This window comes from Micromonospora lupini str. Lupac 08 (assembly GCF_000297395.2).
GTDB classification, from domain to species: Bacteria; Actinomycetota; Actinomycetes; order Mycobacteriales; family Micromonosporaceae; genus Micromonospora; species Micromonospora lupini.
Genome location: NZ_HF570108.1, coordinates 409,703 through 434,467 on the forward strand (window position 1 = coordinate 409,703; position 24,765 = coordinate 434,467).

A 24,765-nucleotide genomic window follows, 5' to 3' on the forward strand; every position below is an offset into this window, starting at 1 on the left:
CGTGGTACCTGCGTAGGAACCCACTCGCATAGCAGATCGAACCTCTCGGCGGGCGTTGTCCACAGGTCCCGGAGTTGTCCACAGGCGAGGTAACGGGGGCGGTGTGCGGGGTCGATGGCGAGCAGGGTCGGCGGTGCATCCGATCCCGACCGCTGGAGGCCGCGATGGCACCCCGTACCTCCGTCCCGCCGATCCGACGGCTCCCGCTGGTCGTCACGGCGGACGGCGACCTGCTCGACGACCTGCTCCGGCTCGCCGCCGCGGGCGGCACCGAGGTCGAGCTCGCCGCCGACCCGGCCGCGGCCCGCACCCGCTGGGGTCCCGCGCCGCTTGTGCTGCTCGGCGCCGACCAGGCGCAGGCGTGCCTGCGCGCCCGACTGCCGAAGCGGCCCCGGCTGGTGCTGGTCGGCCGGGCCGGTCAACTCGACCCCGGCTGGCAGATCGCCGAGCTGATCGGCGCCGAGCACGTCGCCGCACTGCCCGCCGCCGAGCCGTGGCTGCTGGACCGCCTGGCCGAGCAGGGCCCCGGCCATCCGGCCGGCCCAGGTGCCCGGGTCGTCGCGTTGTTCGGCGGCCGGGGCGGGGCCGGCGCGAGCGTGCTCGCGGGCGGGCTCGCCGTGACCGCGGCGCGGGCCCGACTGCGCACCCTGCTCATCGACGCCGACCCGCTCGGTGGTGGCCTCGACCTCGTACTGGGCTGGGAGCAGTTGGAAGGGCTGCGTTGGCCGTCGCTCACCGACGCGGACGGGCGGGTGGACGCACCCGCGCTGGTCCACGCGCTGCCCAGCCGGGGCGACCTGGTGGTGCTCTCCTGGGATCGCGGCGAGATGCTGGCACTGCCCGCCGCCGCGATGGCCGCGACCGTCGACGCCGCCCACCGTGGCCGGGACTTCGTGGTGATCGACCTGCCCCGACAGCTGGACGATGCCGCCGTGGTCGCGTTGCAGGCGGCCGACCAGGCGTTCGTCGTCGTACCGGCGGAGCTGCGCGCCACCGCGGCCGCCGCCCGGGTGGTGGCCACGGCCGCCCCACACTGCGCCGCGCTCTCGGTGGTGGTGCGCGGGCCCGCCCCGGGCCGCCTGCGCGCCACCGAGGTGGCACGGGCGCTCGGGCTTCCTCTGGCGGGCACGCTGCGCCCCGAGCCCGGGCTCTGCCGGGGCCTCGAACGCGGCGAGGCGCCGGCGGCGGCCGGCAAGGGCGCGCTCGCCACTCTCTGCCGGCGGATCGTCGAAGACCTCACCGGCGTCCCCGCCACGGGTGCGGCATGAGCGGCCGGCCGGAGGAGGGCACCTTCGCGGCCCGGGTGCGGCAGCGGATCGCCGCCACCACCGACCCGGTCACCCCGGCGGCGATCGTGTCCGCCGTACGCGCCGAGCCCACCGCCGCGGTGTTGGGCGACACCGCCGTACTGCGGATCGCCGACCGTGTGCACGACGACCTCGTCGGCGCCGGGCCGCTGGCCCCACTGCTGGCCGATCCGGAGGTGACCGACGTCCTGGTCAACGGTGTCCGCGTCTGGGTCGACCGGGGCGCGGGCCTGCATCAGGTCGCGGTCCCGGTGGGCTCGGTCGAGGACGTCCGCCGGCTGGCGCAGCGACTGATCGCCAGCGCCGGTCGGCGGCTCGACGACGGCTCCCCGTACGCGGACGCCCGGCTTCCCGACGGCACCCGGCTGCACGCCGTGCTGCCGCCGGTGGCGACCGAGGGCCCCTACCTGTCCCTGCGGACGTTCCGGCACCGCCCGTTCACGCTCGACGAGCTGGTGCGCCAGGGGACGGTGCCCCGACCGGTGGCGCCCCTGCTCGCCGCCGTCGTCGCCGCCCGGCTGGCGTACCTGGTCACCGGCGGCACGGGCTCGGGCAAGACGACCCTGCTCAACACGCTGCTCGGGTTGGTGCCCGCCACCGAGCGGATCGTCCTGGTGGAGGACGCGGCCGAGTTGCAACCGGGGCACCCACACGTGGTCGGGCTCCAGGCGCGTACCGCCAACGTCGAGGGGACGGGCGTCGTCAGCCTCGGCGACCTGGTCCGGCAGGCGTTGCGGATGCGCCCGGACCGGCTGGTGGTCGGGGAGTGCCGGGGCGCGGAGGTGGTCGACCTGCTCGCCGCGCTGAACACCGGCCACGACGGTGGCGCCGGCACGCTGCACGCCAACACCCCGTCCGACGTGCCGGCCCGGCTGGAGGCGCTCGGCATGCTGGGCGGCCTGCCCCGCGCCGCGTTGCACGCCCAGGTGGTCGCCGCGCTCCAGGTGCTGCTCCAGGTACGCCGGGGGGACCGGGTCGTGTCCTGGAGTCGATCTGCCTGCTGCTCCCCGAGGGACCCGAGCGGTTGGCCAGCGTGGTGCCCGCCTGGATACGTGGACGCGGGTTGGGGCTGGCGGCGCGCACCTTCGGCACGCTCCTGCGAGACCGGGGCGTGGCGGTGCCCCCGATCCTGAGCGAGCCGTGGCCCGGATCGGCAGGTCCGTCATGACCGGCGGAACCGCACTGGTGGTGGGCCTGCTGCTGGCCGCCGCAGCCCTGGTGGCCTGGCCTGCGCGGACCGTCCGGGCACGCCGCCGCCGGGTGCTCGCGCCGGGCCACGGCGCTGCCGGCGCTGACCCGGACGACGCCCTGGTGCAATGGATCAGGGACCTCGCTCGCCGACCGGGCGGGCCGACCGACGAGTTCGGCGACGTGCCGGCTTCGGCCCACCCGGATGTCCTCCCGTCCCCACCGGGAGTGTCGGCGTCCAGCGGCGGGCGGACGGTTGTCGCCTGGTCCACTCGGGACCTCGACGGCAGTCCGAGCCGCCCGAGGGCGACCGGCGGCCCGGGGGGATCCACGCGGCCGGCCGGCCCGGCCCGTCCGCCGATCCGTCGGGATCCTCGCCGTCCGGCTGCCACTGCCCGCCCGGAGGCGGAGGCCCTGGGGGCCGTCGAGCATCCAGGCAGCAGCTTGGTCGACCCGGCAGGCCACCGCCTGGTCGTTCCGGCGGACCACCATCTTGTCGACGTGCCAGACCACCATCTCGTCGACCACGCGGGCCACCATCTCGTCGACCCGGCGGACCAGCGCCTCGTCGACCTGGCGGATCACGCCGCCGGCGGGTCGTCCGTGGCCCGGCCGGTACGCGGGCATCGATCGCCGAGGCGAGTGCTGCTGCTGGTCGGTGTGATGGGGGCAGGTGTCGGTGCTCTGTCCGCCGGGCCGGTGGCCGCGGTCGCCGTGGCCGGCTACGGCACGCTGGCCATGCGCGCCCTGCTCCGCTGGAGGGCGAACCGGCACGCCGAGCTGGTTCGGCGGCGCGGCCTGGATCTGCTCTGCGGTCTGGCAGCCGACCTCCGGGCGGGCCTGCCCGTCCCGCCAACCCTGGAGATCGCCGCCGGCGAGAGGTCGGGCGGAGCGGACCGGCTTCGCGAGTTGACCTCGGCCGCCGTGCGGCTGGCTGACCGGACCGGCGCACCGCTGGCCGAGCTGATCGAGCGGATCGAGGCGGACGCCCGCGCGACCGACCGGGGCCTGGCCGCCGCAGCGGCACAGGCGGCGGGTGCCCGCGCCACGGCCTGGTTGCTGGCGGCCCTGCCGGTCGGCGGGATAGGGCTCGGCTACGGAATCGGCGTCGATCCCCTGGCGGTGCTCCTGCACAGCACTGTCGGTGGGGTCTGCGCGGTCCTCGCCGTCGCGCTGCAGATTGTCGGCCTGTTCTGGGCCGAGCGGTTGGGCGCGGCGTCGGGGCGGGCCGGCTGATGTCCCCGGTGCGCGCGGGCGGCTCGGTCGCTCGCCTCGGCTCGCCGGACCGGGACGGTACGGGTCGCGGCGGTGTGCAGAGGCGGCGGCGACCAGACGCGATCCGGCTCGCGGCAGGGATGGCCGGGCTCGCCGTGGCGGTGGTCGTCGGGGGCTGGTTCGGGCTGCTCGGTGCGGTTCCGACCGCAGTCCTGCTTGACGTACTGCTGCGGAAGATCGAGTCTCCGGCGGCCCGCGGCCGGCGACTTCGGGAGGCTGCCGACCTGCCGCTCGCCGCAGACCTGCTCGCGGCGGCGATGCGGGCGGGTGCGCCGGTGGACCGCTCGGTGCTGGCCGTGGCCGAGGCGCTGGACGGCCCGCTCGCCAGCAGGCTGGCCCGGGTCGGTCGCACCCTGCTCCTCGGCGGTGGCCCGGCCGAGGCGTGGTCGGCGTTGGACGGGGTGCCGGGAGCGGAGCGGATGGCCGCGGCGGCATTCCGTTCGGCCAACAGTGGCGCCGCGCTGGCCGGTGCGCTGACCCGTCTCGCCGACGACCTGCGGGCCGACCGAGCCACCGCCGCCGAGGCATCGGCCCGTCGGGCCGGCGTGCTCATCGTGCTGCCACTGGGGCTGTGCTTCCTGCCCGCGTTCATTCTCGCCGGCCTGGTGCCGGTGATCGTCGCCGTCCTCGGCGACGTGCTCTGACCCATCGAGAAAGGAAAGACGCATGCGCAAACTCATCGCCCGACTCCGCGGCGACGACGGGATGAACACCGCCGAGTACGCCGTCGGCACGCTCGCCGCGGTGGCCTTCGCGGGGATCCTGTTGAAGGTGCTGACCTCCGGCAACGTTCAGTCGGCGCTGACCGCGGTCAGCGACCGGGCGCTCAAGTGATCGGGCGCCGGCAGGTCGGCCGTGCCCGGAGGACGGGTACCGCCGGGCGAGCGCGCGACGGTAGCCGGTGGGCCCACCTCGCCGGCGGCGACCGAGGCTCCTTCACCGCCGAGCTGGCGGCCGGCCTGCCGGCGCTCCTCCTGCTCCTGCTCGCCGGCCTGACCGCGGTCAACGCCGTCAGCACCCAGGCGAGTTGTCTGCACACGGCCCGGGAGGCGGCGCTGGCCGCGGCCCGGGGCGACAGCGACGCGGACGGGAGCGCGCGGCGCCACCGGGGCGGAGGTGTCGGTGTCGGTCGACGGCGACCGGGTGCAGGCGACGGTCCGCGCGCCGGTCCGCGCGCTGGGTGCCCGGCTACCGCGGATCACCGTGGTCGCCACCGCCGTCGCAGCCGTGGAACCAGGCGCCAGCGAGGGGGATTGGTGACGCTGCATCCTGCCGTTCGGTCACGTGACCGCGGCTACGGTCCCGAATTCCGAGCGACAGGGTGCCGAGGGACACGGCGCCGAGGGACTTGACGACGGTTGTCCGGACGCGCAGCGAGGTGGCGCAACCCTGCTGCTACTCGCGTTGGGGCTGGTCTTCGTGCTGGTCGGGACGTTCGGCGCCGCCGTCACCGCAGCGGGAATGGCGGCTCAGCGGGCGGCGGTGGCCGCTGATCTCGGCGCGCTGGCCGGCGCCGCCAGGGCGCTCGACGGCGACTCGGTGGCCTGCGCGTTGGCCGCGGACATCGCCCGACGCAACGCCGGCCGACTGGTCGACTGTCTTCTCGACGGGCTGGACGTGCTGGTGACAGTCGAGGTGGCGTTCACACCGCTTCCGGGCCTGACCCGGGCCGCCGCGTCGACGGCCCGCGCCGGCCCGGTGCGCGGCTGAACAAAGGCCCGGGGATTACACCGGGCTGGCCGGTCTCGCCGGGCTGCGGGTTGTGCCGAGCACGGGTTGCGCGGGGCTGGGCTACGGCCGGGCTGGGCCGGGCCACGGCCGAGCTGGACCGACGGCCGGGCCGGGCCACGGCCGAGCTGGACCGACGGCCGGGCTGAGCCACGGCCGGGCTGGGCCACGGCCGAGCTGGACCGACGGCCGAGGTGGGCCACGGCTGGGCTGGGCCATGGCTGGGCTGGACCGACCGCAGCCGGCTGGCCGGGACAGGGCTGAGGGCCTGTCCCGGCCAGTGGCCGAGAAGGTGGGCGGCTCGATGCGAGCCGGGGTGCGTCAGCGGGCCGGAATGCGTCAGCGGGCCTGGAGCGCGTCGAGGGCGACGGCCATCGCGATGACGAGTCGGCGGTCGATCTGCGGGTTCTGCACCTCGACGACGTACTTGTCGCGCAGGCCCCACTTCTTCACCACGGAGAAGACCGGCTGGCCGCCGGCGGTGAAGTCGAAGTGGTACGGCAGCCAGGACAGCGAGTCGACGAACCGGCGCAGCAGCGCCACCGGCAGGCTGCGCTCCTGGCCCGTCACCTGCGGCAGTCCGGCCTGCTCGACGTGCCAGGTGGAGCGGAGCAGGGACTGGGCGAAGTCCTTGCGGAACAGGCCGATCGCGTTGCCGGCCGCGTCGGTGACGTCGTACGTGGCGCCCAGGTCGATGCGCTGGCGGGCCTTGAAGCCGAGCAGGGGCTGCTGCTTGGAGTCGTCGGTGTAGATCGTCACCTGCTCCTTGAAGGCGAGCCGCTTCTGCTGCGCGAACGCCAGCAGCTCACCCTCGGTGCCGTCCGGCGCGACCGCCCGGACCTCGTACTGGTTGACCATCATCCGCAGCCGCTGGCGGATGTGGAACTGCTGCAGGGTCTGCAAGTTGTCGAGCTGCATGTGTTCTCCTCAGGGGGATGGTGCGCCGGAGTCTTGCACAGCCGGGCAACCACTGCCGGCCCGTGCCCCGGCGCTCCCACCCCCGACCGGTCCGCCCCGCCGGACCGGTCCCGACGACGGTCAGCGACCGTCCACGGTCACGCGTAACGACCAGGTGTTGAGCACCTGGTGGATGCTGCGCAGTCGCTCGTTGATCTGCTCCAGGCGTTCGGCCTGAGCCAGGGCGGCCAGCGCGGCCCCGAGTGCGATCTGCTGGTCGAGGGTGAGTTGGTCCTGATCGATGGTGTAGAGCAGGTCGACGGTCTCGGCGATCGTGTCGGCCACGGCTTCTCCTCGGGCGCGGGGGCGAACTACAACACAAGCATCGATGGAAGCGCTCCCAAGCCATTGTGCCCAGTGCCACCTGGATTCATGCAAGCTGCCTCAGGCGGGCAGATTCTCCAGCACCACGTCGAGCACCCGGATCGCGTCCGGCTTGGAGAGCGGGTTGTTGCCGTTGCCGCACTTCGGCGACTGCACGCAGGACGGGCAGCCGGTCTCGCAGCCGCACTCCGCTATCGCGTCCCGGGTGGCGCGCAGCCACGCCGACGCCGTCCCGTACGCCCGCTCGGCGAAGCCGGCGCCGCCCGGGTGCCCGTCGTAGACGAAGACCGTCGGCGCCTCGGTGTCCGGGTGCAGGGCGGTGGAGAGCCCGCCGATGTCCCACCTGTCGCACGTCGCTATCAGCGGTAGCAGGCCGATCGCCGCGTGTTCGGCGGCGTGCAGCGCGCCCGGCACGTCGGCCTGCTGGACCCCGGCGGAGGTCAGCGATCGGGGCGACAGCGTGAACCAGACCGCCACCGTGCGCAGCTCCCGGGTGGGCAGGTCGAGCGGCCGGGTGTCGATCACCTCGCCGGTGGCGATCCGGCGCCGCTGGTACGACACGACCTGGCTGGTCACGTCCACCTCGCCGAGGAACATGCCGACCGGGCCAGCGTCCACGTAGGAGCGCACCGACACCACGGACAGGTCGGTGACGTCCCGGGCGTGGGTGGACCAGTCCGGCTCCTCGGCGTGCACCAGCGCGCAGCCGTCGGCCAGGTCGAGGTCGTCGACCACGTACGAGACGCCCTGGTGCAGGTAGACCGCGCCGGGGTGGAGCAGGAAGTGCGACGAGCCACCGTCGACAGTGCCGAGGAGGCGGCCGGTGGCGGACTCCACCACGCAGACCGGGGCGCCGCCCTCGCCGCGCAGGTCCACCTCGGGGCGCTCGCGGTGCCGCCAGTACCAGCCGGTGGGTCGCTGCCGCAGCGCCCCGGCCTCGACCAACTGGTCGATGGCCTCCTTCGCCCCGTCGCCGAAGAGCGCCAGGTCGGCCGGGGTGAGCGGCGCCTCGACGGCGGCACAGGCCAACTGCGGCGCCAGCACGTACGGATTGGCCGGGTCGAGCACCGTCGCCTCGACGGGCGCACCGAAGATCGCCTCCGGGTGGTGGACCAGGTAGGTGTCCAGCGGGTCGTCCCGCGCCACCAGCACGGCGAGGGCCTCCTGGCCGGACCGCCCGGCGCGGCCCGCCTGCTGCCACAGCGACGCCCGAGTGCCCGGATAGCCGCAGATCAGCACCGCATCCAGGCCGACCAGGTCCACGCCCAGCTCCAGCGCGTTGGTGGAGGCCAGACCGAGCAGGTCGCCGTGCAGCAGCGCCCGTTCCAGCTCGCGCCGCTCCTCGCGCAGGTAGCCACCCCGGTAGGCGGCCACCCGGTCACCGAGCCCCGGGACCGCGTCGTCAAGCGCCCGACGCGCGTTGGTCGCCACCACCTCGGCGCCCTTGCGGGACCGGACGAACGCGAGCGTGCGTACGCCCTCGGCGACCGTGTCGGCGAGCAGGTCCGCGGTCTCGCGCAGCGCCGACCGGCGGACCTGGACGAGGTCCGTAGCGGCGTCGTGGTCGCCGGCCGCCTGCGCGGGCACCGGAGGGGAGGTCGAGTCGGGTGGGAGCAGCGGCGGCTCCCAGAGCGCGAAGGTCACCCCGCCGCGCGGCGAGGCGTCCTCGGTGACCGCCGTCACCGGCAGGCCGGTCAGGCGTCCGGCCGCGGTCGCCGGGTCGCCGGAGGTCGCCGAGGCGAGCACGAACACCGGGGTGGCGCCGAAGCGGGCGCACTGCCGGCGCAGTCGACGCAGCACGTGCGCCACGTGCGAGCCGAACACGCCCCGGTAGGTGTGGCACTCGTCGATCACCACGTACGCCAGCCGGCGCAGGAAACCGGACCACTGGGAGTGGCCGGGCAGGATGCCGTGGTGCAGCATGTCCGGGTTCGTCAGCACGAAGCGGGAGTGCCGGCGGATCCACTCCCGTTCGGCGCGCGGCGTGTCCCCGTCGTAGCAGGCGGGGCGTACCCCCTCCAGGTCCAGGCCGGCGACGGCCCGCAGCTGGTCGGCGGCGAGGGCCTTGGTCGGCGCCAGGTAGAGCACTGTGGCCCGGGGGTCGGCGAGCAGGGTGGCCAGCGCCGGGAGCTGGTACGCAAGCGACTTGCCGGACGCGGTGCCGGTGGCGACGATCACGTGGCCGCCGTCGTACGCCAGGGTGGCCGCCTCGGCCTGGTGCTGCCAGGGCGCGACCACGCCGCGACGGGCGAACGCCGCCCGCAGCTCCGACGGCGCCCACGCCGGCCAGGGGGCGGGCACCCCGACGCGGGCCGGCACCCGCTCGACGTGGGTGACCGGGTCGCCGGCACCCCGGGCGCGCAGCCGGCGCAGCAGGTCGACAGGCGCTGGTCCGGGGTCGTGACCTGCGGATACGGTGGGCGCGGCCGACGACTCCGGGTCGCGGCGCGGCGTAGGGCGCGCCGAGATGGAGTCGTTGGAGGTCACGTCCTGCACTCTCGCACTGGTGTTCGGAGATGAAAAGCCGGGGCCGGGGGTAAGGGGAAGCCTCCGCCGGTGACCGCAGGGTGTCCCGGCGGTAGTGGTTAGATGCCCAGGAGAGTTTACGGCTCTGGCGAGGAGGACCGATGGAGCTGTCGCTGGCGACGCGCACCGTGGGCGAGCACACGGTGCTCGAGGTCGGCGGTGAGGTGGACGTCTACACCGCGCCCCGGCTCCGTGAACGACTCCTCGAGCTGATCGACGGTGGCGCCCGACACGTGGTCGTGGACCTCGGGCGGGTGGACTTCCTCGACTCCACCGGGCTGGGCGTGCTGGTGGGCGCGCACAAGCGGCTGCGCACGGCCGGCGGCTCGTTCGCCCTGGTCTGTGACAAGGAGCCGCTGCTCAAGATCTTCCGGATCACGGCACTGGACCAGGTGTTCCCGCTGCACCCCACGGTCGAGGCGGCGGTCGGTGCGGGTCCGACCGGCGCCAACGCGTGATGGCGACGGTCCGGCTCTCCTTCTCCCCGGCGCCGGTGCACGTGCGTACCGCCCGACTGGTCGGCGTCGCCGTCGCCCGGCGTGCCGGTGTCCGCGAGGACCTGCTGGACGAGGTGCGCCTGGCCATCGGTGAGGCGTGCACCCGGGCGGTGGCCCTGCACCGGCAGTACGGCCTGGCCGATCCGGTGCTTGTGGAGATGTCCGACGGCGGCTCGTACGCGGTGCGGGTGGTGGACCGTGCGCCGATCGAGGCCGGCATCGGGCTGACCGCGTTGCCGCCGGACGAGCTGGCCAACGAGTCGCTTACCGACGAGGCGCTGACCACGGGCGTGGGGTTCGCCCTGCTCGCGGGCTTCGTCGAGGACCTGCAGGTGCGCCCGGTCGACGAGGGCATCGGCACCGAGGTGCGGATGGTGTGGCCGGTCGGCCGCTGATCTGTTCCGCTGGTCAGGCCGCATCCCCGTCGGGGATGCGGCCTTCTCGTCATGGATCGGGCCCTATATCAGATTTCGTTTCATAACACAGCGACGAAGATCATCGCGACACGGTGCCACCTCGATGTGACCTCGAACACTGTGGAGGGCTACAGTACCCGGGTTGTCAGCAAGTGATCCAACCCGCAGCCAGCGGGTATGGGTGGGCATCGCTGGTCCGCTGGGGTGGGTTGGCGCGCGCTTGCGAGTCCGCATCCAGGCGTCGACAGGTGCGTCTCCACCGTCGACGCGAGTGTTCGGTAACAGGAGGACACAGATGTCCGAGACCTTGGCCGCCGATGGCGGCGGGCTTTCCCTTACCGGAAGCAATGTCACGTACGTCGTCATCGCCGCGGTCATCGCGCTGGTGGCGCTCGTCTTCGCGGCAGCGCTGACGAAGACGGTGCTGGCAGCCGGCAAGGGCACCACCAACATGCAGGAGATCTCGGGGGCGGTCCAGGAGGGCGCCTCGGCCTACCTGCTCCGCCAGTTCCGCACCTTGGCGATCTTCGTCGTCGTCGCCGTGGTGCTGCTCTTCCTGCTGCCGGTGCACGACACCGACGGCAGCGAGATGGCCGTGAAGATCGGCCGCTCGCTCTTCTTCATCGTGGGCGCCGTGTTCAGCGCGTCCATCGGCGGCGCCGGCATGTGGCTGGCGACCCGCGCCAACCTGCGCGTGGCCGCCGCAGCCCGGGAGCGACAGGGTGGCCGCGAGGCGGCCATGAAGATCGCCTTCCGGACCGGCGGCGTGGTCGGCTTCCTCACCGTCGGCCTCGGCCTCTTCGGCGCCGCGCTCGTCGTCCTCGTCTACCGGGGTGACGCGCCCACGGTGCTTGAGGGCTTCGGCTTCGGCGCCGCGCTGCTGGCGATGTTCATGCGGGTCGGCGGCGGCATCTTCACCAAGGCCGCCGACGTCGGCGCCGACCTGGTCGGCAAGGTCGAGCAGGGCATCCCCGAGGACGACCCGCGCAACGCCGCCACCATCGCCGACAACGTGGGCGACAACGTCGGTGACTGCGCCGGCATGGCCGCCGACCTGTTCGAGTCGTACGCGGTGACGCTCGTCGCCGCGCTGATCCTCGGCCGCGCCGCCTTCGGCGAGGACGGTCTGGTCTTCCCGCTGATCATCTCCACCGTCGGTGTGCTGGTCGCCATCGTCGGCGTCTTCATCACCCGGCTGCGCACGTCCGACCGCAGCGGCCTGACCGCCATCAACAGGGCCTTCTACCTCTCCGCGGTGCTCTCCGCGGTGCTGGTGGCAATCGCCGCGTACGCGTACCTGCCGGCGACCTTCGCCGAGCTGGAGGGCGGGCTCGACGTCACCGACCGCAACCCGCGGCTGGTGGCCATCGGCGCGGTGGTGATCGGCATCGTGCTGGCCGCGGCGATCCAGGCGCTGACCGGCTACTTCACCGAGACCAACCGCCGGCCCGTGCAGGACATCGGCAAGAGCTCGCAGACCGGCGCCGCCACGGTGATCCTCGCCGGCATCAGCATCGGACTGGAGTCGGCGGTCTACTCGGCGCTGCTGATCGGCGCCGGCGTCTTCGGGGCGTTCCTGCTCGGCGGCAGCTCCATCACGCTGTCGCTGTTCGCGGTGGCGCTGGCCGGCACCGGCCTGCTCACCACTGTCGGCGTCATCGTCGCCATGGACACCTTCGGACCGATCTCCGACAACGCCCAGGGCATCGCCGAGATGTCCGGTGACATCGACGAGCACGGCGCCCGGACGCTCACCGAACTGGACGCGGTAGGCAACACCACCAAGGCGATCACCAAGGGCATCGCGATCGCCACCGCCGTGCTGGCGGCGACCGCGCTGTTCGGCTCGTACACGGACACCCTGCGCACCGCGTACGCGGACGCCGGTGTGGGCGACGTCGGGACCGAGATCCTCAACTCGCTGAACGTGGCCAACCCGCGCAACCTGGTCGGCCTGATCATCGGTGCGGCTGTCGTCTTCCTCTTCTCCGGGCTGGCCATCAACGCGGTGTCCCGCTCGGCCGGCGCCGTGGTGATGGAGGTTCGCCGGCAGTTCCGTGAGCTGCCCGGCATCATGGACCGCACCCAGCGCCCGGAGTACGGCAAGGTCGTCGACATCTGCACCCGGGACGCGCAGCGCGAGCTGATGACCCCCGGCCTGCTCGCCATCCTGGCGCCGATCGCGGTCGGCTTCGGCCTCGGGCCCGGCGCGCTGGCGGCGTACCTCGCCGGTGCGATCGGGGCCGGCACGCTGATGGCGGTCTTCCTGGCCAACTCCGGTGGCGCGTGGGACAACGCCAAGAAGCTGGTCGAGGACGGCGCGTACGGCGGCAAGGGTTCCGAGGCGCACGCCGCCACGGTCATCGGCGACACCGTCGGTGACCCGTTCAAGGACACCGCCGGCCCGGCGATCAACCCGCTGATCAAGGTGATGAACCTGGTCTCGCTGCTGATCGCGCCCGCCGTGGTGGCGTACAGCGTCGGTGACGACCGCAACGTCGCACTGCGGGTGGGCATCGCGCTGGTCGCGACGCTGATCATCGTTGCGTCGGTGGTCTTCAGCAAGCGCAAGGGCATCGCGATGGACGACTCCGACGCCGGCGGCAACACCGGCGCGGGCAGCGCCGACCACCGGCCGGAGACGGTCAACGCCTGAGCGACACCGGCACCGGGGTCCCCGCTCGACGTACCCGTCGGGCGGGGACCCCGGCCGTCCGGACCGGTGCCACGCCTGCCCGAAGGCCGTACGCTGCAACGCATGCGTACGTGCCGGGCGTCAGCCGCCGGAAAGCTCACGGTGGTCCTGGCCACGCTCGTCGTCGTCCTCGCCGGCTGCGGTGGCGGACCCAGCCCGCGGGCCTGGGCGGCGTCGGTCTGCGGCGCGCTCACGCCGTGGCGCTCCGAGATCAGCAAGTTGACGAGCAGCACCGATCAGCAGATGACGGCGCAGACCACTCCGGCGCAGGCCAAGGAGAACCTGGTGCGGCTCTTCGGTGGTGCCGAGCAGGCCAGCGAGACCGCGCGCCGCAAGGTCGAGCAGGCCGGCATCCCGGAGACCGACAACGGCGAGGCCATCTCCGCCGGGTTCCGCGGCTCGCTGAGCAAGATGCGGGACGCCTACGGCCGGGCCCGGGACACCATCGAGGGGCTGGGCACCGGCGAGCCGGCCGCCTTCTACGACGGCGTGCGGGCCGCCGTCGAGACGCTGAACAAGGAGTACGACGCCAGCGCGCTGGACACCAGCAAGCTCAACTCCGAGGAGTTGAAACAGGCCTTCGACGAGGTGCCGGAGTGTCACTGAACGGGCTCGGTGACTCTGCGGCGGCGCAGCCGCTGGAGGCGCTGTTCCCCGCACCCGAGCCCGATCCGCCGGACGCCGGCGCGACGACGTCGGGTGCCGGCCGGCGACGTGGCGGCCCGACCCGATCGGAGCCGAGTCGTCCCGGGCCGCCGCCCGCCGACGACGCGGGGCGGCAACTGGTCTTCTTCGGCGCGGATGCCGCCGAACCGGCGGTCGCCGACCTGGCCGGGCTGTTGGCCGGCCCGGGTGAGGTCGTCCGGATGGGCGGCACGGCCCGTCTCGTGGTGCGGGTGGACGCCGCCTGGCGGGTGCACGTGCTCGTCGCCGAACTGGCGCTGCGCGGGTTGGCCGCGAGCTGGGAGCCGACCGAGGACGAGCGACACACCGTTCGTACGTCGTACACCCGTCTGTTGAAGCCGCTCGCGGTCGCCTGGCTGCACGGCCCGACGAAGCGCCCGCCGGCCGTCTTCCACCTGACCGGTCGGCGGCTGCGGCTCTGGCTCGCCGCCGCCGGGACGCCGGAGCCGCCCGGCGGCTTCCTGCTGCGGCTCGGCGAGGGCGACCGGGAGTCGTGGGACGCGATCGGCGCGGCCCTCGCCGCCGCCGGTCTGGCCGGCACGTTGCTCGGCCCCGACGAGGGCGGCCCGGCGTACCGGATCACCGGTCGGCGCCGGTTGGCGCGGCTCGCCGAACTGGTCGGCGGACCGCCGCCGGCGGCGCCAACGGACGCTTGGCCCACCGAGGGCTGAACCAGTCAATTCGCCCGAGTCGGGAGGGGTGGCCGGGTGTCCGGTGCCGGACAACGACGGGTTGCTCCGGGACGAAACGGGCGGGTTGCGGCTCGGTCGATGGTCCGCCATCGTCACAGTGACCCGCTTCGAGCCCTACTCACGGTGTACGGTGGCGCCGTCCGGCAGTGCCGAGCGCGGCGGGGCGGAGTTGACCGCCGCGTCGCAGCGGATTGCCGCCCGCGAAACCCGAAACGCGGACGGCGCGTTACGTTGGACATCCGGACCGCCGGTGCCGCGGCGGGGTCGAGAGCGGTCGCTGTTCCCGGCGCCGGCAGGCCACGAGCAGGAGTGAGGTCGACAGAGACGTGCCGAGCAAAGCTGGAACCACCCGTCTGGTCATCGTCGAGTCACCGGCGAAGGCCAAGACGATCTCGGGCTACCTCGGCCCGGGGTACGTCGTGGAGGCCAGCTTCGGTCACGTCCGCGACCTGCCGCGCAACGCCGCCGACGTGCCGGCGAAGTACAAGGGCGAGTCCTGGGCGCGGCTCGGGGTGGACGTGGACAACGGGTTCCACGCGCTCTACGTCGTCTCCGCCGACCGTCGGCAGCAGATCAGCAAGCTGGTGAAGCTGTCCAAGGAGGTCGACGAGATCTTCCTGGCGACGGATGAGGACCGCGAGGGCGAGGCGATCGCCTGGCACTTGGTGGAGACGCTCAAGCCCAAGGTGCCGGTCAAGCGGATGGTCTTCCACGAGATCACCAAGCCGGCGATCCAGGCGGCGGTGGCCAACCCCCGGGAGATCGACCGCGACCTGGTCGACGCCCAGGAGGCCCGGCGGATCCTCGACCGCCTCTACGGCTACGAGGTCTCCCCGGTGCTGTGGAAGAAGGTCATGCCGAAGCTCTCGGCCGGCCGGGTGCAGTCCGTGGCGACCCGGATCGTGGTCGAGCGGGAGCGGCAGCGGATGGCCTTCCGCACCGCCGAGTACTGGGACATCCTGGCCACCCTCGCCGTGGCGAACGCCGGTGAGGGGCCCCGCAACTTCAACGCCACCCTGGTCGCGCTCAACGGCGACCGGATCGCCACCGGCAAGGACTTCGAGCCGACCACGGGTCGGGTCCGGGCCGGCGCTGGCGTCGTCCACCTGGACGAGGGCGGTGCCCGCGGGCTCGCGGCCCGTCTGGAGGGCCGGCCGTTCACGGTCACCCGCGTCGAGGAGAAGCCCTACCGCCGTCGCCCGTACGCGCCGTTCATCACCTCGACCCTCCAGCAGGAGGCGGCCCGCAAGCTGCGCCTGTCCTCGCAGCAGACGATGCGCACCGCGCAGCGGCTCTACGAGAACGGCTACATCACCTATATGCGTACCGACTCGGTGAACCTGTCGGAGACCGCCATCTCGGCGGCCCGCCGGCAGATCGTCGAGCTGTACGGCGATCGCAGCGTTCCGCCGGAGCCGCGTCGCTACACCGGCAAGGTGAAGAACGCGCAGGAGGCGCACGAGGCGATCCGCCCGGCGGGGGACAACTTCCGCACCCCGGGCGAGGTGGCCAAGGAGCTGTCCGCCGAGGAGTTCAAGCTCTACGAGCTGATCTGGCGGCGGACCATCGCCTCGCAGATGACCGACGCGGTCGGTTCCAGCGTGTCGGTGCGCATCCGCGCGGTCTCCACCTCGCAGGAGGAGGCCGACTTCGGCGCGACCGGCAAGACGATCACCGACCCGGGCTTCCTGCGGGCGTACGTCGAGTCCAGCGACGACGAGAACGCCGAGGCCGAGGACGCCGAGCGTCGGCTGCCCACCCTGGTCAAGGACCAGCCGCTGACCGCCGACGAGTTGGCCGCGCAGGGCCACCACACCCAGCCGCCGTCGCGCTACACCGAGGCGTCGCTGGTCAAGGCCCTGGAAGAGCTGGGCATCGGCCGCCCGTCCACCTACGCGTCGATCATGCAGACGATCCAGGACCGGGGGTACGTCACCAAGCGCGGCCAGGCGATGATCCCGACGTTCCTGGCCTTCGCGGTGATCGGGCTGATGGAGCTGCACTACCCGCGCCTGATCGACTACGACTTCACCGCCACCATGGAGAACGAGCTGGACGAGATCGCCGGCGGTGACCACGCCGCTGTCGACTTCCTCACCGCGTTCTACTTCGGCAGCTCCAACGGCGCCGGTGACCAGGACATCGCCCGCTCCGGTGGGTTGAAGAAGCTGGTCACCGAGAACCTCAGCGCGATCGACGCGCGCAGCGTCAACTCGATCCCGCTCTTCACCGACGACGACGGCCGCGAAATCGTCGTCCGGGTCGGCCGGTACGGCCCGTACCTCCAGCGTGAGCTGCCCGGCGGTGAGCAGGCGGCGGCCTCGGGTGCGGCTTCGGGCTCGGGTGAGGGCGAGGAGAGCGGCCCCCAGGGCGACCGGGCGCCGATCCCCGAGGGCCTCGCCCCGGACGAGCTGACCCCGGAGAAGGTGCACGAGCTGTTCCTCGGCGGCAGCGGCGAGCGTAAGCTCGGCGACGACCCCGCCACCGGCGAGCCGATCGTGCTGAAGTCCGGCCGCTTCGGCCCGTACGTGTCCAGTGGCGAGCGGAAGTCCTCACTGCTGCGCTCGCAGACGCCGGACTCGCTCTCCCTGGAGGAGGCGCTGCGGCTGCTCAGCCTGCCCCGGCTGGTGGGCGTCGCGCCCGACGGCGTCGAGGTGTTCGCCAACAACGGTCGCTACGGCCCGTACGTGAAGCAGGGCGAGGAGTTCCGCTCGCTGGAGTCCGAAGAGCAGATGTTCACGGTCACCCTGGACGAGGCGTTGGCCCTGCTGGCCGCCCCGAAGACCCGGGGCCGGCGGGCCGCCGCGCCGCCACTGCGGGAGATGGGCGTCGACCCGTTGACCGAGAAGCCGCTGGTGATCAAGGACGGGCGCTTCGGGCCGTACGTCACCGACGGCGAGTTCAACGCGTCTCTGCGGCGTGGGCAGACCCCGGAGGCGTTGAGTCTCGAGGAAGCCTCGGAGATGCTGGCCGACAAGCGTGCCAAGGGCCCTGCGCCGCGCAAGAAGGCGGCCGCGAAGAAGGCGCCCGCCAAGAAGGCCACGGCCACGAAGAAGGCCACGGCCACCAAGAAGACGGCCGCCGCCAGCAAGTCCACGGCCGCGAAGAAGACCACGACGGCCAAGGCCACCTCCACGGCGGCGAAGAAGACCCCGGCCAAGAAGGCAACCCCGCGCAAGGCCGCGTCCAGCACGGAGTAGAGCCCGTACGGAGATCGACTCGGTTTCCCGGAAATCGGGGTGTCCCAAGCAGAAGGACACCCCGATTTCACCGAAGCCGAGTCGATCACACGCGCCCGGCCCGGCTCAGGCGCCGAGGACGTGGGTCAGGTGGGGGTTGGTGAAGACGCGGTGGGGGTCCAGGCGGTCGCGGACCGCCTGGAAGTCCGCGAAGCGGGGGTACGCCGTCGCGAGTGACGCGGCGTCGCGGTAGTGCAGCTTGCCCCAGTGCGGACGACCGCCCAGCTCGGTGGCCACCTTCTCGAAGGCCTGGAAGTACGGCTCGTACGGCATGCCGACGTACTGGTGCACGGCGACGTACGCGTTGTCCCGGCCGTAGCCGTGCGACAGCCAGATGTCGTCGGCGGCGGTGAAGCGCACCTCGACCGGGAACAGGACCTTGAACGGCAGCCCGTCCACGATCCGTCGCAGTGCGGTGAGCGCCTCGGGCAGCGCCTCGCGGGGTAGGCCGTACTCCATCTCGACGAAGCGGACCCGGCGCGGGGTGCAGAACACCCGGTCGGAGCGCCCGGTGTACTGCCGTTCGGTGAGCGCGCGGGCGGAGACGGCGCTGATACCGGGTGCCAGCGCCGGCACGGCCCGGCCGAGGCGGCAGGCGCCCGCGAAGACGGTGTTGGACAGGAAGTCGTCGTCCAGCCAGCCGCGCCAGCGGGGCAGTGGCCGATCGTTGGCGGGTACCCGGTCGTTGGCCTTGACCTGGACCCGGGACGTGTACGGGAACCAGTAGAACTCGACGTGGTCGTGCCGGCCGATGAGCGCGGGCAGTTCGCCGAGCACGTCGGCCAGTTCGGCGGGACGTTCGTGGGCGCGCAGGACGAAGGCGTCCACGCAGCGCAGGGTCACTTCGACCAGGACGCCGAGCGCGCCGATCGACACTCGGGCGGCGGCGAAGACGTCGGGGTGCTCGTCGGCGGAGCAGCGCAGCACCTCGCCGGTGCCGGTGACCACTGTGAGGGCCTCGACGAAGGTGGACAGGCAGCCGTAGCCGGCGCCGGTGCCGTGGGTGCCGGTGGAGATCGCGCCGGCGACGGTCTGCGCGTCGATGTCACCGAGGTTGGGCAGTGCGAGGCCGTGCCGGGCGAGCAGCCCGTTGAGGGTGTGCAGGGTCATTCCCGCCGGTACGGTGACGAGTCGACGCGCGACGTCGACGCTGACGCCGGTGTCCAGCTCGGACAGCTCCATCCGCCGGTCGTCGGCCAGGGCGACCGCGGTGAAGGAGTGGCCGCTCCCGGCGACGCGGATCCGGCCTCCGGCGGCGGCGGCGATCCGGACGGCTTCGGCGACGTCACTCGGCGAGCCGGGGCGCAGGATCGCGGTGGCGCTGCCACGCTGGTTGCCGGCCCAGTTGGACCAGCGGGCGGTGAGCGGTGCGGTGCCGACCATGCGCGCTCCTCGTTCATGAATATGAACTGACTTCATATCAGGAACGTTGTACCTGGTAAATACCGCAATTGCGATCCGCTCGTTGTACCGGTAGTCACGGACTCGTGACGTGGAGATATGTTCATCCGTCGAAGGGGGGTGGCGCCGAGTGTCCACACCAGCCGCCACGACCGGGCCGCTGCGCCGCGTACCGGTGCAGGGTCGAAGTGTCGCGCGGGTACAGCGCATGTTGGATGCCTGCGCCGAACTCGTCGACGAGGTGGGGTACGAGGGTCTGACCACGACCCTGCTCGCCGAGCGGGCCGAAGTGGCGATCGGGTCGGTCTACCAGTTCTTCCCGGACAAGCGGGCGATCGTGCAGGCGTTGACCCTGCGCACGATGGAGTCCTACCTCCAGCGGCTCGACGAGCGCTTCGCCTCCGACGAGATGACCCACTGGTGGGACGGCGTCGACGCGGGCATCGACGAGTACATCACGATGCACCGCACCGTCCCCGGCTTCCGTACCCTGCACTTCGGCGACGTGGTCGACCTGCACCTGCTCGATGAGCAGCGGGACAACAACGGCGTGATCGCCGACCAGTTGGCGCGGGTGCTCGTCGAGCGCTTCGGGCTCACCGACGTACCGAAGCTGCGCTTCGTCCTGGAGATCGCGGTGGAGGCCGCCGACGCGTTGATCAAGCTCGCGTTCCGGCGGAAGTCCGACGGCGACGAGCGGGTGCTGCTCGAGGCGAAGGCGCTGATCCGGGAGTACCTGCACCGTCAGGTCGACGGGCGCGACAGCGGCCACTCCGCCGCCGAGCAGCAGGCCGAGGCCGTCCAGCACGCCTGAGTCGGCGCGCGGGGCGGCCCGTCAGAGGAACGCGTGGCCCTCGCCCCGGTAGGTGGGCACGGTCGCCACGACCGCGTCCCCCTCGACCAGGTGCAGCTCGTTGACCCGTTCGCACAGCTCACCGGCCTTGGCGTGCCGGAACCACACCCGGTCGCCGACGCGCAGGGTGGCCGCCGCCGCGCCGGAGAGCGGGGTCTGCACCTCACCGGCGCCCTCGGTGCCGACGAGCTTCAGACCGGCCGGCAGCCACGGCCGAGGCAGCCGGCTGTCGGCGGCCTGACCGGAGGCGATCCAACCGCCGCCGAGCACCGTCGCCAGCTCCGGCGTCGGCCGGCGGACCACCGAGCAGGCGAAGAACGCCGCCGGGGTGGGGCGCCAGGCGCGGTACGCGTCGAACAACGTCGGCCCGTACAGGCCCGATCCCGCGGTGACCTCGGTGACCGCGGGATCGGCGCTTGTCGCGGCCACGCTGCCGGTGCCGCCGCCGTTGACGAACTCCAGGTCGGCGTGTTCGCGTACCGCAGCCACCGCCGCGCCCCGGCGGGCCAGCAACTCGCGGTACGACCCGCGCTGGGCCAGCCGGATCGCGCCGGCCAGCAACGTCCGCCCCGGCGGCGCGTCGCCCAGGCCGGCGATCTGCGCCTCGTACGACATGAGCCCGACCAGCCGGAAGCCTGCGCGGCCGGCGACGGCGGCGGCGAGCGCGCCGGCCGCCCGGGCGCTGTGCACCGGTGAGCGGCGGACGCCGACGTGCACTCCGCGCAGTGGTCGCCAGGAGGCGTCCAGGTCCAGGCAGAGCCGCAGCTCGGCGCGCTGCCCCGGGGCTCGGACGGCGTCGATGAAGTCCAGTTGCCCGGTGCCGTCGATCATCAGGGTGATCGCGGCGGCGAGCGTCGGGTCGGCGGCCAGTTCGGCGAGCGCGGCCCGGTCGGCGCTCGGGTACGCGACAAGCACGTCGTCGCTCAGGCCGGCCCGGACCAGCCAGATCGCCTCGGGCACTGTGAACGCCATCACGCCGTGCCAGCCGGGTCGGGCGAGCGCCCGGCCGATCAGCTCCCGGCTGCGTACCGACTTGCTGGCCAGCCGCACCGGTTTGCCGGCGGCGCGGTCGGCCAGGGCCGCCGAGTTGGCGTCGAAGGCGGTGAGATCCACCACCGCGTACGGGGGGTCGAGATGGGCGGTCGCCCGGTCCAGGCGGTCGCGCAGTTTGTCGCTTTCGATGGCCACGTGTGCACGCTAACTGTCCGACGGGAAATGCGAAATAGGCTCGCGTACGTCCCGGGCTGCGGCCGGTGCCTCCGGCGGCCTAGGCTCAGCGAGCAGGAGAATGTCGCCGGTGGGGCGGCCCCCACCGGGTCTAGAGTGTTGCACCGGGGGTGCCCAGCGATGGGCCGGCACGTGGAGGTACGGCCATCGAAAGCCAGAACAGCGGCGAGTCGCCCGGCGTGTCGCGCGCGGGTGACCAGTCGGGCAACGCCGCCAACCAGCCCAGCTCCGGTCAGGTCGATCCGTCCGGCTACGCCGCGATCCGCTCGGTTCTGCGGATCAGGCCGTTCCGGCGGCTCTGGATCGTGCTCGGCGCGGCCTCCTTCGGCGACTGGCTCGGTCTGCTGGCCACCGCCCTGTTCGCCGCCTCGCAGGTGCAGGGCAGCACCGCCCAGGGCGCCGCGTTCGGTGGGGTGACCGCGATCCGACTGCTGCCCGCGCTGGTGCTCGGTCCGGTGGCCGGCGTCTTCGCCGACCGGTTCGACAGGCGCTGGACGATGGTCATCTGTGACCTGCTGCGCTTCGTGCTCTTCGCGTCCATTCCGCTCTACGCCCTCTCCGGCGCAGCGGGCGGCCTGGTGGTCGGCTGGGCGCTCATCGCCACCTTCCTGATCGAGTCGATCACCCTGCTCTGGATCCCGGCCAAGGAGGCCGCGGTTCCCAACCTCATCCCGCGGGCCCGGCTGGAGGCGGCCAACCAGCTCACCCTGATCACCACGTACGGCCTCACCCCGATCGCCGCCGCCCTCGGCCTGGCCGTGCTCGACCGGGGCGTCCGTGGCGCAGTCGGCGGCGATCTGCCCTCCTGGGCCGAGCCGGCCCAGCTCGCGCTCTGGATCAACTCCCTGTCCCGGCTCGCCACGGCACTTGTGGTGGCATTCGGGATCAAGGAGATCAGCGAGGCGCAACGCGGTGAGGTCGCGCGTGCCGAGCAGAGCATGTTCCGGCAGTTCTCCGAGGGCTGGAAGTACATCGGTCAGACCCCGCTGGTGCGTGGCCTGGTGCTTGGCATCTTCGGCGCGTTCGCCGGTGGCGGCATCGTGGTCGGCACGGCCAAGTTCTTCGCCAACTCGCTCGGCGCCGGCGACGCCGCGTTCTCGCTGCTCTTCGGCGCCATGTTCGCCGGTCTGGCCCTCGGCATCGGTCTCGGTCCGATGATCGTCAAGGACATGTCCCGACGCCGGTGGTTCGGCATGAGCATCGTGCTGGCCAGCGCCGCCGTGATGACCCTCGCGTTCGCCATCCACCTGTCCATGGCGATCGTCGGCGCGGTCCTGGTCGGCGCCGGTGCCGGAATGGCCTTCCTGGCCGGCACCACGCTGCTGGGCGGCGAGGTGGCCGACGAGGTGCGCGGGCGGGTCTTCGCGGTGGTGCAGATCGGCACCCGGCTGGTGCTGATCCTGGCCATCGGGCTGAGCAGCGTGCTGGTAGGTGTCGGCGGCTCCCGCAAGCTGACGATCGCCGACCTCGGCATCTCCGTCTCCTCCACCCGCCTGCTGCTGCTGGCCGCCGGCGCTGCCGGCATCTTCGCCGGGATCAGCGCCTTCGGCCAGATGGACGACAAGAAGGGTGTCCCCGTCCTCGCCGACCTCTGGGGGTCGATCCGGGGTCGCCCGCTGATGCCCTCCGAGCCGTTCGTCTCCGCCGGGCTCTTCGTGGTGTTCGAGGGCGGCGAGGGCGCCGGCAAGTCCACCCAGCTCGCCGCGCTCGCCGAGCGGCTGCGTGGCCAGGGGCGCGACGTCCTGGTCACCCGCGAGCCGGGGGCCACTGCCGTCGGTAAGCGGATCCGGTCGCTGGTGCTGGACACCTCCGGCGACGAGGCGCCCTCCCCGCGCGCCGAGGCGCTGCTCTACGCCGCCGACCGGGCGCACCACGTGGCGGCCGTGGTCCGGCCCGCGCTGGTCCGTGGCGGCGTGGTGATCAGTGACCGGTACGTCGACTCGTCACTCGCCTACCAGGGCGCCGGGCGGACGCTCCCGGTCGACGAGGTCTCCTGGCTCTCCTCCTGGGCCACCGGCGGGCTCAAGCCGGACCTGGTGGTGCTGCTCGACGTCGAGCCGCGGACCGGCCTGTCCCGGGTCGCCTCGCGCAACGCGGGCGCCGACCGGCTGGAGGCCGAGTCGATCGCCTTCCACGAGCGGGTCCGCTACGCCTTCCTGGACCTCGCCGCCGCCGACCCGAAGCGCTACCTGGTGCTCGACGCCTCCCGCCCGGCCGACGAGATCACCGGGCTGGTGGTCCGTCGCGTGCAGGAGATGCTGGGCAAGCCGGGCGGCATCGTGCACCCGCGCCCCGCCCAGGGTCCGGACACGTCGGTGCAGCCGGAGTTATCCGACGCGGAGCTGGTGACGATGGAGCACAAGACCTGATGCCGGACGTCTTCGCCGATCTGGTCGGCCAGGACGAGGCGGTCGCCGAACTGCGCCGGGCCGCCGGCGCGGCGGCGGCCGTGCTGCGCGCCGGCGCCGCCGACCGGTCACCCGCGCTGGTCACCGCAGGCCCGGCCGGCGCCGCCGAGGCAGCGCCCGAGGCCTGTGACACCGAGCCCGGCGCGCTGGACCCGTCGACCGGGATGACGCACGCCTGGATCTTCACCGGGCCGCCCGGTTCCGGTCGCTCGGTCGCCGCCCGGGCCTTCGCCGCCGCCCTGCAGTGCACGTACGGCACCGGCTGCGGCGAGTGCCCCGGCTGCCACACCACGATGGGCGGCACCAACGCCGACGTCCGGATGGTGGTGCCGGAGGGGCTCTCCATCGGCGTCGGCGAGATGCGCGCGCTGGTGCTGCGGGCGGCCAGCACCCCGTCCGGCGGCCGCTGGCAGGTGGTGGTCATCGAGGACGCCGACCGGCTCACCGAGGCGGCCGGCAACGCACTGCTCAAGGCCATCGAGGAGCCCCCACCGCGCACGGTCTTCCTGCTCTGCGCCCCGTCCACCCACCCGGACGACATCTCGGTGACCATCCGGTCGCGCTGTCGTGTCGTACCCCTGCGGCAGCCGCCGGCCGCGGCGGTGGCCGAGGTGCTGGTCCGTCGGGACGGCATCGCGCCCGACGTGGCGCAGTGGGCGGCGGCGGCCGCGCAGGGGCACGTGGGTCGGGCCCGCCGGCTGGCCCGCGACCCGGAGGCCCGCAAGCGGCGTGAGGCGGTGCTCGCCGTACCGCGGCGGCTGACCGGCGTCGGCGCGGCGTTCGACGCGGCGTCCGCGCTGATCGAGGCGGCCGAGGCGGAGGCCGAAGCGTCGGTGTCCGAGGCCGATGCGACCGAACGGGCCGCGCTGGAGACCGCGCTCGGCGCGGGCGGCACCGGCCGGGGCGCGGCCGGCGCGATGCGCGGCGCCGCCGGGCAGCTCAAGGAGCTGGAGAAGCGGCAGAAGTCACGGGCCACCCGGGCCCAGCGGGATGCGCTGGACCGGGCGCTCGTCGACCTGGCCGGCTTCTACCGGGACGCGCTCACCATGGCGCTGCGGGCTCCGGTCGACCCCGTGCACACCGACACCGCCGCGCTGGCCGGCGCGGGGGCCCAGAAGTGGGACGCCGAGGGGTCGCTGCGCCGGCTGGAGGCCGTCCTCGCCTGCCGGGCGGCGATCGAGGCGAACGTCAAGCCACGGATCGCGGTCGAAGCCATGATGCTCGCTCTCTGGAAGGGCTGACCCGCAGCTCCAGCCGGTTGTCCACAGCCATCGACACGCGCGATTGCTGTGCGGTACGGTCCGGTGTGCCGTGGTGACGGCAACGGCACGCTCAGTGAGGGGCCATC

19 protein-coding genes and 2 pseudogenes are annotated in these 24,765 nt (G+C 73.1%); 16 read left to right on the forward strand and 5 right to left on the reverse strand.

Features of this window, described 5'->3' with window-relative positions; genetic code table 11:
• The first annotated feature begins 164 nt into the window (after positions 1 to 164).
• The 7 genes and pseudogenes from ssd to MILUP08_RS03145 all read left to right on the forward strand — a co-directional run bounded on the left by ssd (position 165) and on the right by MILUP08_RS03145 (position 5,480).
• Positions 165 to 1,268, forward strand: a complete 1,104-nt coding sequence (gene ssd, locus MILUP08_RS03120) for a septum site-determining protein Ssd (protein ID WP_007454653.1) — start codon at positions 165 to 167, stop codon at positions 1,266 to 1,268.
• Positions 1,265 to 2,475, forward strand: a pseudogene (locus tag MILUP08_RS03125) (TadA family conjugal transfer-associated ATPase). Before ssd ends, MILUP08_RS03125 begins: the two are co-directional and overlap by 4 nt.
• 521 nt (positions 2,476 to 2,996) lie before the next feature.
• Positions 2,997 to 3,731: a type II secretion system F family protein gene (locus MILUP08_RS34325; protein WP_237747025.1), complete on the forward strand. Its 735-nt coding sequence runs from the start codon at positions 2,997 to 2,999 to the stop codon at positions 3,729 to 3,731.
• A 119-nt stretch (positions 3,732 to 3,850) separates the two neighbouring features.
• Entirely contained in the window at positions 3,851 to 4,414 is a 564-nt protein-coding gene (locus MILUP08_RS03135) for a type II secretion system F family protein (RefSeq protein ID WP_237747226.1), read from the forward strand.
• 22 nt (positions 4,415 to 4,436) lie between these two features.
• Positions 4,437 to 4,604 (forward strand): DUF4244 domain-containing protein, encoded by a 168-nt coding sequence (locus tag MILUP08_RS34250; RefSeq protein ID WP_007454658.1) that lies wholly within the window; start codon positions 4,437 to 4,439, stop codon positions 4,602 to 4,604.
• 113 nt (positions 4,605 to 4,717) lie between these two features.
• Positions 4,718 to 5,030, forward strand: a pseudogene (locus MILUP08_RS03140) (TadE family type IV pilus minor pilin).
• Between the two features lie 24 nt (positions 5,031 to 5,054).
• Positions 5,055 to 5,480 (forward strand): Rv3654c family TadE-like protein, encoded by a 426-nt coding sequence (locus tag MILUP08_RS03145; protein WP_007454661.1) that lies wholly within the window; start codon positions 5,055 to 5,057, stop codon positions 5,478 to 5,480.
• Between the two features lie 357 nt (positions 5,481 to 5,837).
• Here MILUP08_RS03145 and MILUP08_RS03150 read toward each other — a convergent pair whose 3' ends face one another.
• From MILUP08_RS03150 to MILUP08_RS03160, 3 genes are all read right to left on the reverse strand, one after another.
• Positions 5,838 to 6,416, reverse strand: coding sequence for an LURP-one-related family protein (locus MILUP08_RS03150; RefSeq protein WP_007454662.1), 579 nt, complete (start codon positions 6,414 to 6,416; stop codon positions 5,838 to 5,840).
• A gap of 120 nt (positions 6,417 to 6,536) precedes the next feature.
• Positions 6,537 to 6,740: a hypothetical protein gene (locus tag MILUP08_RS03155; RefSeq protein ID WP_007454664.1), complete on the reverse strand. Its 204-nt coding sequence runs from the start codon at positions 6,738 to 6,740 to the stop codon at positions 6,537 to 6,539.
• Between the two features lie 99 nt (positions 6,741 to 6,839).
• Positions 6,840 to 9,275: a DEAD/DEAH box helicase gene (locus MILUP08_RS03160; RefSeq protein ID WP_083915796.1), complete on the reverse strand. Its 2,436-nt coding sequence runs from the start codon at positions 9,273 to 9,275 to the stop codon at positions 6,840 to 6,842.
• A gap of 131 nt (positions 9,276 to 9,406) precedes the next feature.
• Here MILUP08_RS03160 and MILUP08_RS03165 point away from each other — a divergent pair, with 131 nt between their 5' ends.
• From MILUP08_RS03165 to topA, 6 genes are all read left to right on the forward strand, one after another.
• Positions 9,407 to 9,763, forward strand: a complete 357-nt coding sequence (locus tag MILUP08_RS03165; protein ID WP_007454668.1) for an STAS domain-containing protein — start codon at positions 9,407 to 9,409, stop codon at positions 9,761 to 9,763.
• Entirely contained in the window at positions 9,760 to 10,197 is a 438-nt protein-coding gene (locus MILUP08_RS03170; protein ID WP_039905274.1) for an ATP-binding protein, read from the forward strand. Before MILUP08_RS03165 ends, MILUP08_RS03170 begins: the two co-directional genes overlap by 4 nt.
• A 316-nt stretch (positions 10,198 to 10,513) precedes the next feature.
• On the forward strand, positions 10,514 to 12,874 hold the full coding sequence (locus MILUP08_RS03175) for a sodium-translocating pyrophosphatase (protein ID WP_007454672.1): 2,361 nt from the start codon (positions 10,514 to 10,516) through the stop codon (positions 12,872 to 12,874).
• Between the two features lie 102 nt (positions 12,875 to 12,976).
• The gene (locus tag MILUP08_RS03180) at positions 12,977 to 13,519 is read left to right on the forward strand and encodes a hypothetical protein (RefSeq protein WP_007454674.1); all 543 of its coding nucleotides are present in this window, start codon (positions 12,977 to 12,979) and stop codon (positions 13,517 to 13,519) included.
• Positions 13,510 to 14,268: a hypothetical protein gene (locus MILUP08_RS03185; protein ID WP_007454676.1), complete on the forward strand. Its 759-nt coding sequence runs from the start codon at positions 13,510 to 13,512 to the stop codon at positions 14,266 to 14,268. The genes MILUP08_RS03180 and MILUP08_RS03185 overlap by 10 nt, the downstream gene beginning before the upstream one ends.
• 347 nt (positions 14,269 to 14,615) lie before the next feature.
• Complete coding sequence (topA, locus tag MILUP08_RS03190) at positions 14,616 to 17,489, forward strand: type I DNA topoisomerase (protein ID WP_007454679.1); 2,874 nt, start codon at positions 14,616 to 14,618, stop codon at positions 17,487 to 17,489.
• Positions 17,490 to 17,594: 105 nt separating this feature from the next.
• Here topA and MILUP08_RS03195 read toward each other — a convergent pair whose 3' ends face one another.
• Complete coding sequence (locus MILUP08_RS03195; RefSeq protein ID WP_007454681.1) at positions 17,595 to 18,911, reverse strand: D-arabinono-1,4-lactone oxidase; 1,317 nt, start codon at positions 18,909 to 18,911, stop codon at positions 17,595 to 17,597.
• A 226-nt stretch (positions 18,912 to 19,137) separates the two neighbouring features.
• Between MILUP08_RS03195 and MILUP08_RS03200 the strand changes: the two genes are divergently transcribed.
• A complete protein-coding gene (locus MILUP08_RS03200; protein ID WP_051065650.1) occupies positions 19,138 to 19,743 on the forward strand; it encodes a TetR/AcrR family transcriptional regulator in 606 nt (201 codons plus the stop codon).
• A 21-nt stretch (positions 19,744 to 19,764) separates the two neighbouring features.
• Here MILUP08_RS03200 and MILUP08_RS03205 read toward each other — a convergent pair whose 3' ends face one another.
• The gene (locus MILUP08_RS03205; RefSeq protein ID WP_007454685.1) at positions 19,765 to 20,970 is read right to left on the reverse strand and encodes an amino acid deaminase/aldolase; all 1,206 of its coding nucleotides are present in this window, start codon (positions 20,968 to 20,970) and stop codon (positions 19,765 to 19,767) included.
• Positions 20,971 to 21,287: 317 nt separating this feature from the next.
• Between MILUP08_RS03205 and tmk the strand changes: the two genes are divergently transcribed.
• A complete protein-coding gene (tmk, locus tag MILUP08_RS03210) occupies positions 21,288 to 23,378 on the forward strand; it encodes a dTMP kinase (protein WP_272944017.1) in 2,091 nt (696 codons plus the stop codon).
• Positions 23,378 to 24,658, forward strand: a complete 1,281-nt coding sequence (locus MILUP08_RS03215) for a DNA polymerase III subunit delta' (protein WP_007454688.1) — start codon at positions 23,378 to 23,380, stop codon at positions 24,656 to 24,658. The genes tmk and MILUP08_RS03215 overlap by 1 nt, the downstream gene beginning before the upstream one ends.
• The last annotated feature ends 107 nt before the right edge of the window (positions 24,659 to 24,765 follow it).

What these genes read in the sequence shown, in the direction of transcription:
- MILUP08_RS34250 (WP_007454658.1), top strand. Translation starts at nt 4,437, where the DNA reads ATGCGCAAACTCATCGCCCGACTCCGCGGCGACGACGGGATGAACACC.
- MILUP08_RS03165 (WP_007454668.1), top strand. Translation starts at nt 9,407, where the DNA reads ATGGAGCTGTCGCTGGCGACGCGCACCGTGGGCGAGCACACGGTGCTC.
- MILUP08_RS03200 (WP_051065650.1), top strand. Translation starts at nt 19,138, where the DNA reads ATGTTGGATGCCTGCGCCGAACTCGTCGACGAGGTGGGGTACGAGGGT.
- MILUP08_RS03195 (WP_007454681.1), bottom strand. Translation starts at nt 18,911, where the DNA reads ATGGTCGGCACCGCACCGCTCACCGCCCGCTGGTCCAACTGGGCCGGC.
- MILUP08_RS03215 (WP_007454688.1), top strand. Translation starts at nt 23,378, where the DNA reads ATGCCGGACGTCTTCGCCGATCTGGTCGGCCAGGACGAGGCGGTCGCC.
- ssd (WP_007454653.1), top strand. Translation starts at nt 165, where the DNA reads ATGGCACCCCGTACCTCCGTCCCGCCGATCCGACGGCTCCCGCTGGTC.
- MILUP08_RS03150 (WP_007454662.1), bottom strand. Translation starts at nt 6,416, where the DNA reads ATGCAGCTCGACAACTTGCAGACCCTGCAGCAGTTCCACATCCGCCAG.
- MILUP08_RS03175 (WP_007454672.1), top strand. Translation starts at nt 10,514, where the DNA reads ATGTCCGAGACCTTGGCCGCCGATGGCGGCGGGCTTTCCCTTACCGGA.
- MILUP08_RS03135 (WP_237747226.1), top strand. Translation starts at nt 3,851, where the DNA reads ATGGCCGGGCTCGCCGTGGCGGTGGTCGTCGGGGGCTGGTTCGGGCTG.
- MILUP08_RS03180 (WP_007454674.1), top strand. Translation starts at nt 12,977, where the DNA reads ATGCGTACGTGCCGGGCGTCAGCCGCCGGAAAGCTCACGGTGGTCCTG.